Below are 16,582 nucleotides of genomic sequence, written 5' to 3'. Positions count from 1 at the left end.
TTGAGCAAACAAACTCGGCTATTTTTCAAGGCAACAAAAAAGAGCCTGTCGCCAGACTCACTTCTTGTTGCGACCAAGTTAGTTAGGCCTTTAATTCTGCCATTAACATCATCGTTTGATTTTGACCGTCATCTAAGACTGCCACGGTTTCCGGAAAGCTGCGCTGATAATCAAATGGCAAGTCAAATTCAAAAATCGAGTCCTGATGATCATCGAATACCACGGTCACTTGGCCATGCCGCGCAATCAACGCAAATTGTAAGACCCGTGGTAGTTTGACCACGCCACGTAGATCATCATCAATTACGTCCCAAATGCCGTCAATGACCTCACTTGGCAATTTCGCCACCAAGCCAAAAGTTGCATAACGTTCTCCATTTTGATTAAACATCGTTGCCACCTCACTTCTAACCTAATTATTACGAACGACGACCGCCACTTCTTTTTCGATACGGATAAACAAGCCTTGAGCATCCTGCCGAAAGTCTGCCTCAAGACTGGCCCCGGTTGGCTTAATGGCCCCGACCACGGTGTCATCCGTCCCGTAAATATCGACATTTTGCTGGGACGCATCCCATTTGACCGTCCAGTAACTGCCTTCAAGGGCTTCATCCACAAAGTACTGTGTCCCGGCTAACAGGGCGTCATGAATTACACTGCTCTCGTCAGCTTTGACACCGGAATCCAGTTCCCACTTTAACTTCTGATTGACCTCCAGCATATCACCTGGAATTAAGTTTTGCACGTGACATTCCTCCACTCTTCTACATTAAGCCGATTTGGCTCACTTCTTCATTAATTATCATACCATATTGACTAAACTTGAACCGCTCTCAAGCTTAATTCAGACTAGCGTTACCCCGCAATAATCGTTATAATTTTTAATGAGGTGTCGAAAATGAAATTAACCGATATTGCGAGTAATATCGCCAAAAGTATCCAAATCTATCAAGCCAATAAACATACCGACTGTATCGTATATGCCGTTGAGTTCACCGATGAAAGTCATAAGGCGGCGCAAGGCTGTGTCGTGGCTCAAGTGGATGATGCGACGCACTATTCACTGACTAGTTATGACTGCCGTTACATGGACACCGGCAAAAAGCTCCTCGCCCAACCATTAGGGGCATTCTTTGAATGCGATGACGATCTTGATCAACGGACAGCCTTAATTGAGGCGATTAAAGCCGACCTCGATCCTGCTTCGACCGCTCAACCAAACCCTGATTCTACGACCGACTAAAAAATAAGCTGACCCGGAACAACCGGTGTTCAGCTTATTTTTTCGCTTCATTAGGCTTTTTGATCAAAACGTTGTCGTACTGCAGCGGCGATTTCTCGCATCCGTTCCGGCGTATCTACTTGTGATAGACGATAACCAATGTAATAAGGCGAAACATTGAATAACGGTTCGATTTTACAGACGACTCGGTCCCCGACCGGATAGAAGAATAAATTGTAACTGTCACAGCGCCCGTTAAAGTAATCATTTAGGGTATATTGAACAATTTTTTGGACTGCATCCGCTAACTCGTCAACATCGGCCCACGCCGCACTCACATTAAATTCGACAAAGCCCATAATGGGTTGATCAGATGCCGTCACACTTAAATTACGCGTTGTAACGATCGGATACCCGCTCAAATTAGCAGGCGTCAAATTGGCATAACCGTCAACATCTTGTAGCCCAACAATTTGCATATGTGGATGTCGTAAGCTGCCACCAGAGTGTGGGCCAAAATTTTTATACAATAACACTGATTTAAAACGGTCACTAGCAATCGTAGCTTGCCAATGTTTAAGCGCAAAAGCAAAGATGGCCCGATTTTTTGCTGGTGAATAGGTCGCAATGTCCCCCAAATGATCTTGCGTTTCAATAATAATGGTTTGCCACGTGGCCTGCAGCGTTGGAAACTTGTTCAGTAACCAAATACGATCATCGGTTTGAGCCAATATATCGGTTAACTGACTGGGTTCGCAAAAGGGACACTCATTATGTGGGTGCCGGATATTCTCCGGTTTGCCTTTAGCGATTTTGGTATCAAAAACTAATGGATGTGCTTGCATTTAACTAGGATCCTTTCATAGACGAAAGAACGGCCTGCCAAATTGGCAAACCGTTCTCATCATCATTTAAGCCATAGGTTTCGGTGTATCCGCGCCAGGACCGAATTCAACATCGGCCATCGTGATCCAAACCACAAACTCAGTTGACGCTAACCGCCAATACTGTGGGTTTGAGGCTTGCGGTGGGTCCTGTTCGAATAAAGCCACTGCCAGCGCATTAGCTGCGTTATCGGCAGCGACCTGTACACTGGCGCCAAAGGTCTGCGCCGCGGGCACATCTGGAAAACGAACATCCCAATAGGTGCCTTCATCGCGAAAGATTGCTGGATATTTTACTTCAACATTGCGATTCAATCCCACCACTCCGATTCATAAACTTTATCTCAATCATACCGATTTTGACGTGAAAAGCCAAGGGCCATCGTGAATTTTTAAGGCCGGTACCACTTATTCCGTGGTGACAGTATAGTAAGTACCATTACCATCACCATTTTTGATCGTGTAATTACCAGAATGTGATTGGCCGTATTTCGTGGCTTCATCTAGCGTACTGAAATCCTTAGAATTACCACTCGTGGTCGTGCTACTGCCACTAGCTGAATTACTACTAGTGCTGTTAGCCGAACTTTGTGCGGTGCTTGACTGACTGCTTTGAGCCGTCGCACTGGATGAGCCGTTGCCAGCGGTGGTCGTCGTATTATGACTGGTCGTGTTACCACCAGTGGTCGTCGTTTGACTTGTACCCTGGTTCGTCCCATTGTCAGTCGTGTTGGTACCAGCATTAGTCCCCCCGTCACTCACAGAAGTGTTCGTGTCGGCGGTCGTTTCACTAGTCGTACTCGAATCCTTTGAAGTTGATTTTTTCTTAGAGCTTTTCTTTTTTGATGATGATGAACTTTTACGTGAACTGCTACTGCTTGATGAGCTTGTTGTTTCAACTAAGTCTTGGTCCGTAGACGCTTTGACAAAATAAACAATCGTGCCACCAAGCGCGATCACGATTAAAGCCAATAACCATAACGAGAGATGACGTTTTTTCTTCGGCGATTTAGGCGTCTTTGGCGACTGCGGCGTCTTAGGTGTTTTTGGTGCTTTGTCCGCTGATCGTTTTTGACCCTTCGCTGATTGTCGCGCTTTTAAGCGAGACATTCGCGTCGGCTGTTGTTCAGGCATTAACTATCGCACTTCCTTTCTTGCTTCCGCAAGTTTACCATATTTTTAAGCACTTGTCGTGAGCGCTTGTGTCATAAAACCATTAATCATTGTGCTTGGACCCTTGAGTGTCGCTTCAAGGTTGACCACAATCGTTTGGGATCAATCCAGATAGCCGCGGTTGTCAATAGTCCAACTATTACCGACAGCCACAACCAACCCGCGTGACGGGTGCTATGGGCCACTGAAACCACGATTTGACTCTTACCTGCTGGTAGCTTCACTTGTAACTGTCCGGCAACGTGTTGGTAAGTCACAACCTGCTGATTCACTTTAACTTGATAGTTGACTTGCTGATAACCAACTACTGGCAATTTAACCGCTTGCGCGTGTTTCTGATAGAACTCAAATGAGACTTGTTGATCCGTTGCTTTGGCATGCTTAAATTGAGCGGCCTTTGTGTTATCAAATGCGACTGTTAAACGATTTAAGCGGCTTGCCAAATGCAAATCGAGTTTCTCTTGTGCGGTGATTTTGGGACCACCGGCTTGTTTTTTCAAATGGTAATCGGCCATGGTCATGACATTAACGTTTGCCAAATAGTTTTTGCCAGTTAAATAATGTAATTTGGCCGCTTCTGGACTGGTACTGAAACCGGGGCGCTGACTATGATTCAAAGCCCATTGGTAATTCTGCCGAACTTGTTGGTGATATTGATAAAGTCCACCAGCCCCAATCAGAATGACAAACAAGCTATAAAATATGGTAACAGCACGCCGATGCCAGCCTTGTTGATCTAGAAGTAGTACCCAGCCAATCGTCAAAAATAACGCGACGATTGTTAACAAACGCATCGTAAATTGAAAATACTGCAAGGGAGTATTGGCAAAAATCACCCACGGTAACCAATTTTGGGCGAGAACGAAAATACTGAGCCCAGCCAGTGTCCAAACTTGCCAACGCCCAATAGGCTTCGTGAACAATGCAATGACCAACAATAACATGATCAAGCTAACCGCCAAACCCATATGGGCTCCCTGTGATGACTCAATGATCGTGTTATTTAAGATCCGGGTAAAAGCATTAGCTGGGTCTAACGCAATCAGTGATGGTGTTGGTGAAACCATGTGATTGTTTAAAAGCCAGGTCACCATATTTATTAGCGAATAACTTGCCATCAACAGCGCTAACACCGCTGACCACAGAATCGAACGCAACTCAACCCAAGTTAGCTTACGTTGAATCAGCCGAACAAGTTCAACCAGCACAAGTAAAATCACAAACATGACTAAAGACAGCACGTGCGAATTAGCGACCAATCCCATCCCTGAGCCTAGCCAAAGTAATCCACGACGATCATGTTGCCAAATGCCAAATAAGCCCAGAAAAATCAACGGTAAAAAAGCATAACCGAAGGCTTCCCCTAATGCGACACGCGTAAACATCAGCTGGAAATGATAGGCATTAAATTGGTATAGAATCACCCCAAACCAAATTGCTAATTTATTCTGGCTTAAACGTTTCATCAAAAAATAACTGTTTAAAACAGTGAAAAGATTAAGCAGGAAAAAGCCAACCGCTAATCCCAACATTGGGCTTTGGAATAAGAACCGCGGGATAACAAAAATCATCAAGGTTAGCCAAGGGTACATGGCCGTCATGGCAATGCCTTGGTGACCAAAGCCAATGAAATTGACTAAACTCGGTAAATGGCCCACTTTAAAAGCTTGATATAAAGCTTCTAAACGGGCTAAATGAATATCACCATCATTATTGATCGCAAAAAAATGACCGGTAAAAGCCGGATACGTTGATAAAAATGCCAACACAATCAGCCCCAAACAAATCGCGGTCGGTTGACGATACTTTCTTAATTGATTTCCCATTGTTCTTAAAACCCTCCACCTTTTTAGCCCAATTAATCTCACATGATGAGACACCTTATTGAACCTCTTTAGGTAGTATAAAATAGTTCTACGCATTTGGATATGTTATTTTGACAATGTAATCGTTAACAATTATAAAATAATAAAAAATACTTTGATTTTCACCAAAGTATTTTATCCTTAACAATTGATTAAGCCTTCTCAGCTGCCAAAGCCACTAAATTATCATAATAATTAGCAAATACCCCATAACGATAAGGTGTCAGCCAAAGTTGACCAATTCCAAGTGTCAGCGCACTGGCAATCGCCCAACCAATAAAACTTAGTTGCAAGACAAAGTATTCAAACTTATGCCCCTTCATCAATTGCCGACTGCGAGTAATTGCTTCTAGTAGCCGTGGCCGAGCGTGACCGGCTGGTGTGGCAGCTAATAGATCCTTATACACATAAAAAGTTTGTGAGTAAGCGAAGGCTTTAATAATTCCTGGAACAACTAGGAGTAACCCCCACAGAAAGACCATGATTGATTGTAAAATTTGTAAACCAACGATCTGCCAAGCATATTGCTTCGTGAAACCAATCGTCGAATCACTGACCGGATGAATCTCACGTTCTGGATTGCGGACCCAATCGAGCATCGAATAAGCCGTTCCCGTCATGAAAATCTTTACAATCAGATAAAAAGCTAATTGGATGAGTAACACGACGATCACAACGCCTGCCATGACTGATAAATCTCGCCAGCTGAAGTCAGCCATGCGATTGATCCATGAATAATCAGCTTTAGTGTTCGTTTGACCACTAGCGCGTTGTGAGTATTGTGCCATTACCCCAAACATCGACAATAAGCTCACCACAATACAGAGTAAAATAGCTTGTTTCCAACGTCCTTTAAATAATTGCTTTACCTCTTGTTTTAATTCACCACGTGTTTTCATACCATTCCTCAGCTCTCTTAAAATAATAATTTCCCCATTAACAAAAGTGGGAACGACACCGGCCGTACCCACTTCAAAACTAAAACTTTTTAGTCATCACGACTACCGGTGCCCCATCTTCATCATAGGGTCCCGCAATAACTTGATAGTCACAACGTTCATAAAAACCTTGCGCCGTCACTTCGCCATGAATGAGCCCTTGTGTATAGCCGTGCTTTTGCGACCAAACCTCGGCGGCCGTTAATAATTTTTGTCCAATCCCATGCCCGCGATAGACCTTACGGGTACAAACTCGGCCAAAACGCATTACCTGCTCAGCCTGCGGTTCCAAACGCAACGTCGCAACCGGAAAATTTGGTGCTGCATAAGCGACAACATACAACCGGTCATCATTATCCTTGTCATCAAATTCGACCGTCGCATCAATGCCACGCTCTTCCACAAATACTGCTTGTCGTAAAGCGTAAGCCGCCGCCCGATTAGCGGGTGATTTAGAAAATTGATATTCCATGATTAATATGCCTTGTCAATATCTTTCAACCAAGCTAATGCCAGCGACTTATCACCTAAATGCGTCCCAATTACTGGGCCAAAATGAGTAATGTCGATTGGCATGTCCGGATATTTTTGTTGCAATTTAGCTTTCCAAGCCTGGGCGGCATCCAAATTATTACCTTGCACAATAATTGCACGTAACGGATATTTAATCTCAGCTTGAGCTTTAGCAAATAATTGCTCCACACGGGCGATGGCCTTTTTAGTAGAACGGACTTTTTCAAAAGCAACGATCTCATGTTTTTCGTTGAAGGTCAAAATTGGCTTAATTCTCAAAACACTACCAATAAACGCTGAAGCATTGGATAAACGACCCCCACGAACGAGATTTTGCAGATCGTCCACAATGAAATATTCACCCATGGTTGAACGTAACTCGTCCAAGCGCGCAATGATTTCTTCAACGGTATGACCAGCTTTAGCCATCCGAGCCGCTTCTAACGCTAAGTACCCCATCAAACGAACCGTGATTTGAGAATCATACGGATAAAGTTTGATATTAGTCACCAGGTCGCGCATATTTTCAAGACTATTGTAGAAACCTGAAATCGTGCTCGCAAGGTGAATACTAATCACCGCATCATAGCCTTCATCGCCCAATTTATTATAAAATTCGATCATTTCCCCAACTGGCGGCTGTGACGTGCTTGGAAACGACTTGAACGTTCGCATGTTCGCATAGAAGTCTTCCGTCGTAATATCGACGCCTTCTTGATACACTTTGCCATCTATGATCACCGGAATCGGCACAACATGAATATCGTTGTCAGCCACTTCTCGCGGTGTCAAATAGCTGGTGCTGTCAGTAACAACAGCAATCTTCATGACATACACCTACTTCTCATCTAAAATAATACTCATTATCATAGCATAAAACGGTACCGGCCTCCAGCATGTCATAATCGCTATAAATAAGCTTAACCGACCAAGGTACGGTCAACTGATTTGTTCAAGCGATTCAACAAAATACGCAGCAAGTTTTGTTCATCTTGTGGCCATTTGTCAAAAACGGCAGATTCGTAGTCATTGTAGGCTTGATTGATCCCTGAAACCGCCGTGGTTCCCGCGGGTGTTACGGTGTAGATCAGTTGCCGACGATCACGACCAACCGCCTCTTTACTTAACTTTTCCTTCTTCACTAAACTGGCTAATTGCCGACTCAGTGTCGAAGTGTCTAACTGCATTTCAGCGGCTAACTTTTCTTGCGTATTAAAACCCGCTAATAACTGGGCTAAAAGTTGCCATTCCGCAACCGTTACCCCCTGAGCTTTAGTAATTTGTTTCAATACCACGGTTTGTTGTTTGGCGGTGGCCGCCAAAGCTGCTAAACTCGATTTCATGCTGGACCCTCCCAAAAGTTTCAATTCATATTGTATTATACAATATGGGAGCGAATAATGAAAAGTATTTTCGCTCAATAGATTGTTCCAGCCGTTATTGCATATAACATTAAGTTACTTTGATTCAACGCTAAGCATAACTGGCAAGCTTATGCATCTCTGTGGGAATCTATCTGACAACTTTCACCAAACTTGTCAGCAACGACTCGCCAGTTAAAACTTCGCCTCAGTCCAGCGACCGCTTCTTTTGCACCGGGTCCAATCCCACGGTATACTAGTAAAGGTTGACTGCACTTTTAGCAGTCAAAAACGATTCTATCACAATGAAAGCGAGTGATCACATGTCTTTTGATGGCCTATTTACCCATGCCATGGTCACTGAACTACAACATAATTTAGTCAGCGGGCGAATTTCAAAAATTCATCAACCCTACCAAAACGAATTAATCATGACCGTTCGCGCCAACGGTCAGAATTGGCCAGTCTTGCTCTCGGCGGATCCCACCTACCCGCGTGTGCAAGTGACCCAAATTCCTTATGTTAATCCGGCGGTGCCAACGAACTTTGCAATGATGATGCGTAAATATTTGCAAGGTGCGATCATCACAGCCATCGACCAACCAGCCAATGACCGCGTCGTTCATTTTACGATTACCACTCGTAATGAACTCGGCGACGCCGAAACTTTGACACTCATTATTGAAATCATGGCTCGACACAGTAACGTCATTTTAGTGGACAATCAAACTGGTAAGATCTTAGATGTGATCAAACACGTCGGTGCGGACCAAAACCGTTACCGGTTATTATTGCCAGGAGCAACTTATATTGAACCACCTAAGCAAGACAAACTTGACCCATTTACGGCCAACCAGGACTATCAAGCTTTGGTGCAACAATTTCCTAATCAAACCGTCTTGGCGCAACAATTGCAACAGCACTATCAAGGTCTCGGTCGTGACAGTGCTAGTCAATTAGCCGCGGATTTACATCAACCAGGTGACCTAGCGCAACATTATCAAGCCTTTTTAGCACAATTTGATCATCCGCAACCAACCTTGATCACTTTGAGCAATCATAAAACCATGTTCGCAGCTGGTCCTTTCACCGATTTTGGTGAACAGCGGCGGCAGTTCGCCTCACTGAGTGCCCTATTGGATTTCTATTATCAAGATGCTGCTCAGCGGGAACGCGTTCAACAACAAGCCGGTAACCTGGTTCGCGTGGTCAAAAATGATCTCAAGAAAAATCGGAACAAACTGAAAAAGCTACAAAAAACACTTGCCAACACCAAACAGGCAGATGAGCTGCGCCTAAAGGGTGAGATCTTGACGACCTATTTGCATGAAGTTAAGCGTGGTATGACTGAAATTATGTTACCCGATTATTATCACGATAATGCTCCGTTAAAAATTCAATTATCAAATCAGCTTTCACCATCACGTAATGCGCAAAAATACTTTTCACGTTATCAGAAGCAAAAAAACGCGGTGATCTACGTTGGTGAACAGATTGATTTGACACAGGCCGAAATCGATTATTTGGATAATGTCCAAACGCAGATTGAATTAGCCGCTCCAGCTGACATTGCTGAAATTCGTGAAGAATTAACGCAACAAGGTTACTTGAAACAACGAAAGACCAAGAAAAAGCATCGGGCCTCTCGCAAGCCAAGTCAGCCACAACAATTTTTTGCCAGTGATGGCACTGAGATCTCAGTTGGTAAAAACAACCGTCAAAATGATCAGTTAACCTTAAAAACGGCTCGTAAAACTGATATTTGGTTGCATACGCAAAAGATTCCTGGTTCACATGTGATTATTCACAGTGCTGACCCCAGTGAACAAACCTTAACGGAAGCCGCTAACTTGGCTGCCTATTTCTCCAAGGCACGGGACTCAGCGACAGTTCCCGTCGATTATGTCCAAGTGAAACGTATTCGCAAACCCAACGGTGCTAAACCCGGATTTGTCATCTATGAAGGCCAAAAGACCTTATACGTCTCACCAGATGCCAATTTAGTTGATCGATTAATGCCAAAAAAGTAACGCAAATGCCAATGACGGCCCTCAGGGTTGAGTCGTTGGCATTTTTTTGTCCAATTATAATACTGAGATGTTGCAACTAATCATAATAGTTCATTGGCTGTCGCCATAGTTCGCACCCTTCAAATTAGTCACACGATTTCAATCAACCTACTTTTAAAGCTAACCGTTCGCTCAAATAAATTACATTTAATTGTTATTTACTAAAATTTACTAAACTAGGCTCTGTGCATTAATTTGATACAAATAAGCAGCATCAAAAGTCAGGACAGGTCCACCCGAGTTTCCATTAAATCGTCACTAGATTAAGGGCTCAAAACTACAATTTAAGTCCAGTCTCACTATGTATAAGGAAACACAATTATAAAAGAACTTTTGACGTTTGAATTTGATATATCATTTCATCAAACTGGCTAAAGTTCCTCTAGATCATGTCGACTTTAACCAGTCTATTGTAAAGCGAATCTTCTAGCGCGTGTTTATTGATATAATAAATGCTATTATCAATTAATGTTGACGTATTCAATAAACAATCGTAAGATAAGCTTTAAAAGAAACGAGGTGACCCCAATATGACTATTGCGAATTTAAGCCTCAACGATTTAAAAAACGGCTGGCATTCAACCGCCAACGGTTTTGTCTGTAATTATTGCCAAGCCACTTGGCCGAACACTGCCCCACTTTCACAACGGCAAGAACATCTTGATCTCGTTCATGGGGGCAATCGCTCACAATTGCTTCATTTACAAAGTCGGTACAACACACTAACCTCGAAACAGCAAGACTTGTTAACCGCTTTTGCTACGGGGATTAAAGACCAAGCACTGGCTGAACAATTGCAAGTTGCACCATCGACTATCCGGCATCAAAAATTCACTTTTCGTGAAAAAGCCAAACAGGCTAAACTATACTTAGCTACCTACGAAACCGTTTTTGAGTCTCCAACAACCGTGTCAGCAAATGATCCTACTATTGCTGAGATGCAACTCCCATCTGAAGATAAGGTGGCACACGTTCTTAAAGCTTACTTTGATTTTGATCACGAGCCGCTTCAACTAAAACGTTGGCCGATACAACAAAGCCGCCTAAAAATTGTGTTGGCTCGCATTATTGAAGAATTTCCGCGTCATCGTAACTGGTCAAAAGCAACCATTGATCAACGTTTAAAATCCATCTATTTTGACGTTGCCACCCTGCGTCGCGCACTAATTCAATATGGTTATTTAACTTGGGACCAACAGACTAAACGATACACGGTCTCAGTAGCTCAAGGGGGCGGTATCTAATATTAATCGCTATTCAGCACACAAAATAAGCCACGTTCTCTTCATTTGAGAGCGTGGCTTATTTATTACTTAAAACAATTCAGCTAATCAGTATCGATTTGTAACAGGACTGCTTCGCGAATTGTGTTGACCGCATCCGCGACCCCATCAATGGCTGCTTCACCATGAGCAATCACCCACTCGATCAACGTCATCTGCACATTGGTTCCCATGGCCGCAATCAAGGCAACCGGTGCCGCGGTCTCCGGCTGACGTGCGGTAATAAATGCTTGCCATTTTTTCAACAATAACATTTTAAAATTTGCTTGTAAGTCTGCTTCAGGTTCATGTACCGTAAACAGGATTTGAATGGCTGCTCGGTTTTCAGCCATATCGGCCAACAGTCCCTGGACTAATGCATCAATTTTGCCGGTAATCATTTGGTCAAAGCGTAAATCAACACGGCTTGCAAAGACTGCCGTATAGTGTGCCACCAGTTGATCTAGCAGATCATACTTGTCTAAATAATGGGCATAAAAAGTCGAGCGACTGGTTAACGACGCCTGACAAATGTCAGCAACTGTTAAGTGACGAAACCCCTTCGTCGTCAACAATTGCAAAAAGGCATTTTGTAAATCTCGTTCCGTTTTGATCTTACGAACATCTTGTGTCATCGGTTTACCCCTAAAAGTTAAGTTAGTTTCATCCTATCACAACCAATTTAAAAGCCAATGTTGTTTTTCGAACAGTCGACACGCTAATTGTACGAAAACGGACAGCTCACGCTTTTTTGCTAGTGTTCAGATCGGCTGAAAAGCCTTATTCTATAACTGTTGAAAGGAACAAAGCAATCCCTTTCAAAACTTAATTGATTAGAGGTAATCGCGATGTTTACTTGGAGTTTTTGGATTTTAGCAATTTGGTTTGTTGTCAATGCCATTTGGATGTGGTTCGATCTTGACAATCAATCGTTATTAAGAACCTTTGCCTATATTAATGTGGTGGCAGTTATTTGGGGTTTCTGGGCCTTTTATGGTGCCACACCTGTCAGTGGCTTAAACACCTGGTTCCAAGTTCTCAATTGGGCCAACGTCGTTTTAGCCGCGCTCCAATTTTACTTTGGCTATCGCCAAACATCAACCCACCGTACCGCTTAAACTAAGTCGATCATCAAATTTTTCCTTCGTAAGTCAAAAAAACGCCCTGAGAGTTTCAACTAACTCCCAAGGCGTTTTTTCGTTACTCTTAAATTAACCAAATGCTGGCAAGCACTAACCCCCAAAAGAGGATAGTGAGTATCACAACTGTTCGCCGCAATGTCAACGGCCGTGGTACATGTCGCTGAATCAGCGTAACCTGTAGAAAACTAGTCGCACGTGGCAAGATTTGTCCAGTTTGTTGATCGTAATGTGCTTGAACAGCCGCATATCGAACCGGTTGACGTCCCACATTTGTGAGCGTCACCGTCAAAGGTCGTTTCGTCAACGAATAATTCAGCCGGCGTAATTGAGCTGGCGTACCGGTCTGATTGTAAAGTATTCGCTGATCTGACTTAACTTTGAGTCGAACGCGCCCATTCGCCATTAGCGGTCCTAAACGGAGCTGATTGCTAGCGGCTGATTGTGGCAATTTTAACTGAAGCCGTTGCTGGGGTCGAATCAATTGTTTGCCCGCATCAAAATACGAGCCATTGCCTTGACGACCAACCATTATTGATGAAACCGGTGTGTTAAGGCTAAGTTGCCAAATTTGACGGCCACAAATGACTGCCGCCAAGATTGTCACTAAACTGAAGCCCACTCGCCACTGAACGGTTAACGGTCGTGGTCGATAGCGACCCCAGCCACTTACTCCCAACAGCATGAGCACTGGTAGCAATGGTAACGCATAGCGGGCTTCAACTTCCCACAAGCCCACATGAAATAACGTGAAACCTAAAATCGTTAGGGCTAACAGTCCCCGACTAAATTGCCATCCATTTCGGCGTAACAATGCCATCATCGAACCAATCAACAAACACAAATACCAAGACTGAGTGAACGTGACCACCCAAAATTGCAACGGTTGCACATGATTATGATACCAACTGGGTGCTCGCAACCACTGAGAGGTCAATTTAAAGCTATCAAAATCTCCTGTGGCATAAAAAACACGCGCCTTCTTGGCAAAATGAACGATTAAGCCGCGGAATTTTAATTGCTGCAGTCGTTGCTTAATTAAATTCGTCGTTAACTGTTGTTTGGCTTTAGCGGTCGACGCTCGTCGGGCCGCAGTAAAGTCCCGGTCATTGTATTGGCCACTAGTTTGTGGATTCAGACTCATCGCGATCCAACTAGTCGCTGGCAGTGCCTGGTTCGCTTCTTTTTCATATCCCGTTAACTTGGCGACTTGTTGCATCCCACCGAACAGTAAGCCTAAGGTCACGACACTACCAAGCAACCACGTGCCACCAATACGCCAATTTAAATGTCGTTGGGCCATCGCCAGACTAACTATCATCGCCATCGCAATCCACAAAACAATGAGATTACTTTTCATGACGACACCGAAGGCTAAACTGACCCATAGCACGACGGCAATCAACCAGCGTCGCCAACCGGTCTTTTTCGTGAACACCAGGGCTAGCGCTAAGCAATCCAGAATTAACGGTAAAACCAGCGCATCCGTATAATCAAACAACGCGTACGCATATATTGGCACGCTCACTAGCCAAGTCAACAACCAAACCAACGCACCCGGCCGCCAACCACGCCAATGGTGCAAGATGGTTAGACCAGCTAGACAACCGGTATCAATCCAAATAAACCGGCCGAGATTAAAGAGTACCCACGGCTTATCCAGTCCAAAGCTCAAAGCCAACTTAAGCCAGCCAGCTTCAAATAACGTATAGTTGACATTATTTGGATAAACGGCAAAATAATTAGCCCAATGATGACTGCCTTGCGCCAGCGCTACGGCTTGATTACGCACCCAAAAGGCATCGGCTCGGCCAGCATCAACAAATGAAACGGCCACCGTAACCTGTAGCACAATAATCAGCCCCACTACCAACCACAAACAACGCTGATAAGTGGTTTTCGACCAACGTCGTTGCCAACGCTGCAACCCTAGTAAGCCTGTCATTAACCCGAGGGTCAACAGAATTCTGGTCATGACTGGCACCCAATTTTGGTCAGCGAAAAACGTCACCGGTTTGAAGGTCGCTAATAAGACTACGCTACCCAAGCCAATCGCAACCAGCCAATTCAGGACGACCAATAATCGCCGACTCATCGCACTTGTTGTTCGGACAACAGTTCCGGCTGTTGGACCGGACTATAGTCATCCGTTTCAATAATGTAACGCGGACGATGTTTGACTTCAGCGAAGATTTTGCCGATATATTCCCCAATAATACTGATCCCAATCAGTTGAATCCCGCCTAAAAACCATAAACTCATCATTAAAGAGGTCCAGCCATTGATCACATTGCCGGTGAAAAAACGAACTGCGGTGTAGATCAACATGATACAGCTCACGGCGATCACCACTAACCCCAGTGACAAAATGGCTTTGATTGGTGCAACTGAAAATGAAGTGATCCCATCCAGCGCAAAACTGATCATCTTTTTTAAAGGATATTTGGATTTTCCAGCAAATCGTGGCCGCCGCTGATAATAGAGCTTGCTCGTCTTGAGACCCAATTGTGGGATAATCCCCCGCAAAAATAAATTGGTTTCTTGATAACACATCAATTCATCGACCGCCCGATGGCTCAATAGCCGGAAATCAGCGTGATTGGGGACTAATTGAACGCCAATGTGTCGCATGAAGCTGTAAAATTTTGGCTCTTTGTCAAATGGTGTTGAAGGATAGTTTCTATCCTTTGGAGATCTCCTCGTGTGGGAGATCTTTTTTGTTTTTTTATTAGTTGCGGCGTTTAATCTGGTGTGTCGTCTGAATATCGTACTTGAAGGCATAACAAATAAGCCTACCATCGTGACGTTATTGTGGTAGATAATCTAGGCAATCAGCTGGTAGACGCGTGTGAACATATTGGCCTGATTGGAGAAGCCATAACAAGCACGTTTGAGCTCCTTGATCTTACGGTTGATGCCTTCTATCGGTCCGTTAGAGTAGGACGATTTGGCGGCATTAATTACTCCATTAAGATTCTTTCGTAGGGTATGCATGGCCGTATCTAGGGGCGTGCCGTTAGGCTGATAGTTAGTGATGATATTCTTGAGTTCATCAGCGTGACGCCCCATCAAAGCATCGTGGAGATCGATGTAGGTTTCATAAGCTGTTTTGAAGGCCGGAAACGTATCGGTTCCAATATCAATAGCGTTCTGTTCGGTCGAGTACTCATTCAGGCCGAAGAGGTAGCGGCTCTTTTGTGCGTCAGGGGTGGCCTTGTGGAATAGGCGCCATAGTGATTTCAGTACTTTATATTCCCGCGAATGCTTGTCGAGTTGCTTTAAACATTGAGTGCGAATGGTATCCATCGTCCGGCCCATTAATTGAATAATGTGGAACCGATCAATAATGAGTTCGGCGTTAGGGAATAGTTCGTGCACGAATGCCTGATAGGAGGCGTTCATGTCCATGATGACGCGTTGAACCGCGGCCCGTTCTACGGTGCTGTACTGACTAAGAAAGAACTGTTTGATGGTTCTATTAAGGCGGTCGCTAAGTACTTTAACTGATTTGTGAGTGTCGGCGTCAATGCAAATAAACGACATGGAGCCGTGCGTGGAACGGAATTCATCAAAGCATAGATTAATCGGTAACCGGCGGCTCGCGTGTGGATGAATATTAGCCGTCAAAATACGCTGAACTGAGTTTGTCGAAATACCGGTGAGACTGGCGATAGTCTTAGCCGGGAGTGATTTACTGGCTAGCTTCAGCACATGAGTCGCTAGTCCGTGACCGATGGCGTGGTTGGTTGATACCACTGGAGTGGTGGCCGTACAAGTGCTATGGCAGTTACTACAACGCCAGCGTTGCTTGTTTAGCTCTAGAATTACGGGCCGGTCCATGGGTCCTGAAATGTGGACATGAGTGAGCTTGTGTCCGTTAGGGTGCAACGTATTGTATCCACAGCTGGGACAGCGCCTGAGTGTGTAGGTAAGCTCTGCCTGGATGACCAAATACTTTTTGCGACCCGAGCCCCGACCATTAAATTCCTCACGAGTACCGAACACCTGAATGTTTGTGTCTGTAATTCCCAGTAATTTAAGTGTATTATCTAGTTGAGACATCTATTCCTACCCCGCTTATCTTGAGTTTAGTCGCTTAAAGCATAGCACTAGGGAGGCTTAGATGCTTTTTTTGTTATCAAAAAGGGCCTAGTAC

General features: G+C 44.2%; 17 protein-coding genes and 1 pseudogene. 4 read left to right on the top strand and 14 right to left on the bottom strand.

Features of this window, described 5'->3' with window-relative positions; translation table 11 throughout:
• Positions 1 to 82: 82 nt before the first annotated feature.
• Positions 83 to 391 (bottom strand): DUF960 domain-containing protein, encoded by a 309-nt coding sequence (locus RA086_RS06995; protein ID WP_308703122.1) that lies wholly within the window; start codon positions 389 to 391, stop codon positions 83 to 85.
• Between the two features lie 21 nt (positions 392 to 412).
• Entirely contained in the window at positions 413 to 745 is a 333-nt protein-coding gene (locus tag RA086_RS06990) for a hypothetical protein (protein WP_308703121.1), read from the bottom strand.
• Between the two features lie 153 nt (positions 746 to 898).
• Here RA086_RS06990 and RA086_RS06985 point away from each other — a divergent pair, with 153 nt between their 5' ends.
• Complete coding sequence (locus RA086_RS06985; RefSeq protein WP_308703120.1) at positions 899 to 1,243, top strand: hypothetical protein; 345 nt, start codon at positions 899 to 901, stop codon at positions 1,241 to 1,243.
• Positions 1,244 to 1,293: 50 nt separating this feature from the next.
• Here RA086_RS06985 and RA086_RS06980 read toward each other — a convergent pair whose 3' ends face one another.
• From RA086_RS06980 to RA086_RS06945, 8 genes are all read right to left on the bottom strand, one after another.
• Positions 1,294 to 2,067, bottom strand: a complete 774-nt coding sequence (locus RA086_RS06980) for a DUF4931 domain-containing protein (protein WP_308703119.1) — start codon at positions 2,065 to 2,067, stop codon at positions 1,294 to 1,296.
• Between the two features lie 66 nt (positions 2,068 to 2,133).
• Positions 2,134 to 2,421, bottom strand: a complete 288-nt coding sequence (locus tag RA086_RS06975; RefSeq protein ID WP_308703118.1) for an RNA-binding protein — start codon at positions 2,419 to 2,421, stop codon at positions 2,134 to 2,136.
• 93 nt (positions 2,422 to 2,514) lie between these two features.
• Positions 2,515 to 3,240 carry a hypothetical protein gene (locus tag RA086_RS06970; protein WP_308703117.1) on the bottom strand — a complete coding sequence of 242 codons (726 nt, stop codon included), beginning with the start codon at positions 3,238 to 3,240 and terminating at the stop codon, positions 2,515 to 2,517.
• An 86-nt stretch (positions 3,241 to 3,326) separates the two neighbouring features.
• A complete protein-coding gene (locus RA086_RS06965) occupies positions 3,327 to 5,105 on the bottom strand; it encodes a hypothetical protein (RefSeq protein WP_308703116.1) in 1,779 nt (592 codons plus the stop codon).
• A gap of 191 nt (positions 5,106 to 5,296) precedes the next feature.
• Complete coding sequence (locus tag RA086_RS06960; RefSeq protein WP_308703115.1) at positions 5,297 to 6,043, bottom strand: DUF975 family protein; 747 nt, start codon at positions 6,041 to 6,043, stop codon at positions 5,297 to 5,299.
• 79 nt (positions 6,044 to 6,122) lie between these two features.
• Positions 6,123 to 6,554: a GNAT family N-acetyltransferase gene (locus RA086_RS06955; protein WP_308703114.1), complete on the bottom strand. Its 432-nt coding sequence runs from the start codon at positions 6,552 to 6,554 to the stop codon at positions 6,123 to 6,125.
• A 2-nt stretch (positions 6,555 to 6,556) separates the two neighbouring features.
• Positions 6,557 to 7,423: a DegV family protein gene (locus RA086_RS06950; RefSeq protein ID WP_308703113.1), complete on the bottom strand. Its 867-nt coding sequence runs from the start codon at positions 7,421 to 7,423 to the stop codon at positions 6,557 to 6,559.
• A gap of 92 nt (positions 7,424 to 7,515) precedes the next feature.
• A complete protein-coding gene (locus RA086_RS06945; protein WP_308703112.1) occupies positions 7,516 to 7,938 on the bottom strand; it encodes a MarR family winged helix-turn-helix transcriptional regulator in 423 nt (140 codons plus the stop codon).
• A 341-nt stretch (positions 7,939 to 8,279) separates the two neighbouring features.
• Between RA086_RS06945 and RA086_RS06940 the strand changes: the two genes are divergently transcribed.
• Together RA086_RS06940 and RA086_RS06935 are read left to right on the top strand one after the other, a co-directional pair.
• A complete protein-coding gene (locus RA086_RS06940) occupies positions 8,280 to 9,986 on the top strand; it encodes an NFACT RNA binding domain-containing protein (RefSeq protein WP_308704429.1) in 1,707 nt (568 codons plus the stop codon).
• 569 nt (positions 9,987 to 10,555) lie between these two features.
• A complete protein-coding gene (locus tag RA086_RS06935) occupies positions 10,556 to 11,269 on the top strand; it encodes a DUF2087 domain-containing protein (RefSeq protein WP_308703111.1) in 714 nt (237 codons plus the stop codon).
• 83 nt (positions 11,270 to 11,352) lie between these two features.
• On the opposite strand, the gene RA086_RS06930 is transcribed toward RA086_RS06935, so the two are convergent.
• Positions 11,353 to 11,922, bottom strand: coding sequence for a TetR/AcrR family transcriptional regulator (locus RA086_RS06930; RefSeq protein ID WP_308703110.1), 570 nt, complete (start codon positions 11,920 to 11,922; stop codon positions 11,353 to 11,355).
• Positions 11,923 to 12,135: 213 nt separating this feature from the next.
• Here RA086_RS06930 and RA086_RS06925 point away from each other — a divergent pair, with 213 nt between their 5' ends.
• Positions 12,136 to 12,405 carry a hypothetical protein gene (locus RA086_RS06925; RefSeq protein ID WP_308703109.1) on the top strand — a complete coding sequence of 90 codons (270 nt, stop codon included), beginning with the start codon at positions 12,136 to 12,138 and terminating at the stop codon, positions 12,403 to 12,405.
• 88 nt (positions 12,406 to 12,493) lie between these two features.
• Here the strand turns inward: RA086_RS06925 and RA086_RS06920 are convergent, their stop codons facing one another.
• The 3 genes and pseudogenes from RA086_RS06920 to RA086_RS06910 all read right to left on the bottom strand — a co-directional run bounded on the left by RA086_RS06920 (position 12,494) and on the right by RA086_RS06910 (position 16,488).
• A complete protein-coding gene (locus RA086_RS06920) occupies positions 12,494 to 14,521 on the bottom strand; it encodes a hypothetical protein (protein ID WP_308703108.1) in 2,028 nt (675 codons plus the stop codon).
• Positions 14,518 to 15,069, bottom strand: a pseudogene (locus RA086_RS06915) (glycosyltransferase); the annotation flags it as partial. The pseudogene RA086_RS06915 and the gene RA086_RS06920, both read right to left, overlap by 4 nt.
• 180 nt (positions 15,070 to 15,249) lie before the next feature.
• Entirely contained in the window at positions 15,250 to 16,488 is a 1,239-nt protein-coding gene (locus tag RA086_RS06910; protein WP_308702118.1) for an ISL3-like element IS1165 family transposase, read from the bottom strand.
• Positions 16,489 to 16,582 lie beyond the last annotated feature (94 nt).

It is taken from the genome of Lactiplantibacillus brownii (assembly GCF_031085375.1).
Classification (GTDB): Bacteria; Bacillota; Bacilli; order Lactobacillales; family Lactobacillaceae; genus Lactiplantibacillus; species Lactiplantibacillus brownii.
Note: the sequence above shows the minus strand (reverse complement) of the source record. Positions and strands in the feature narration are given on the sequence as shown.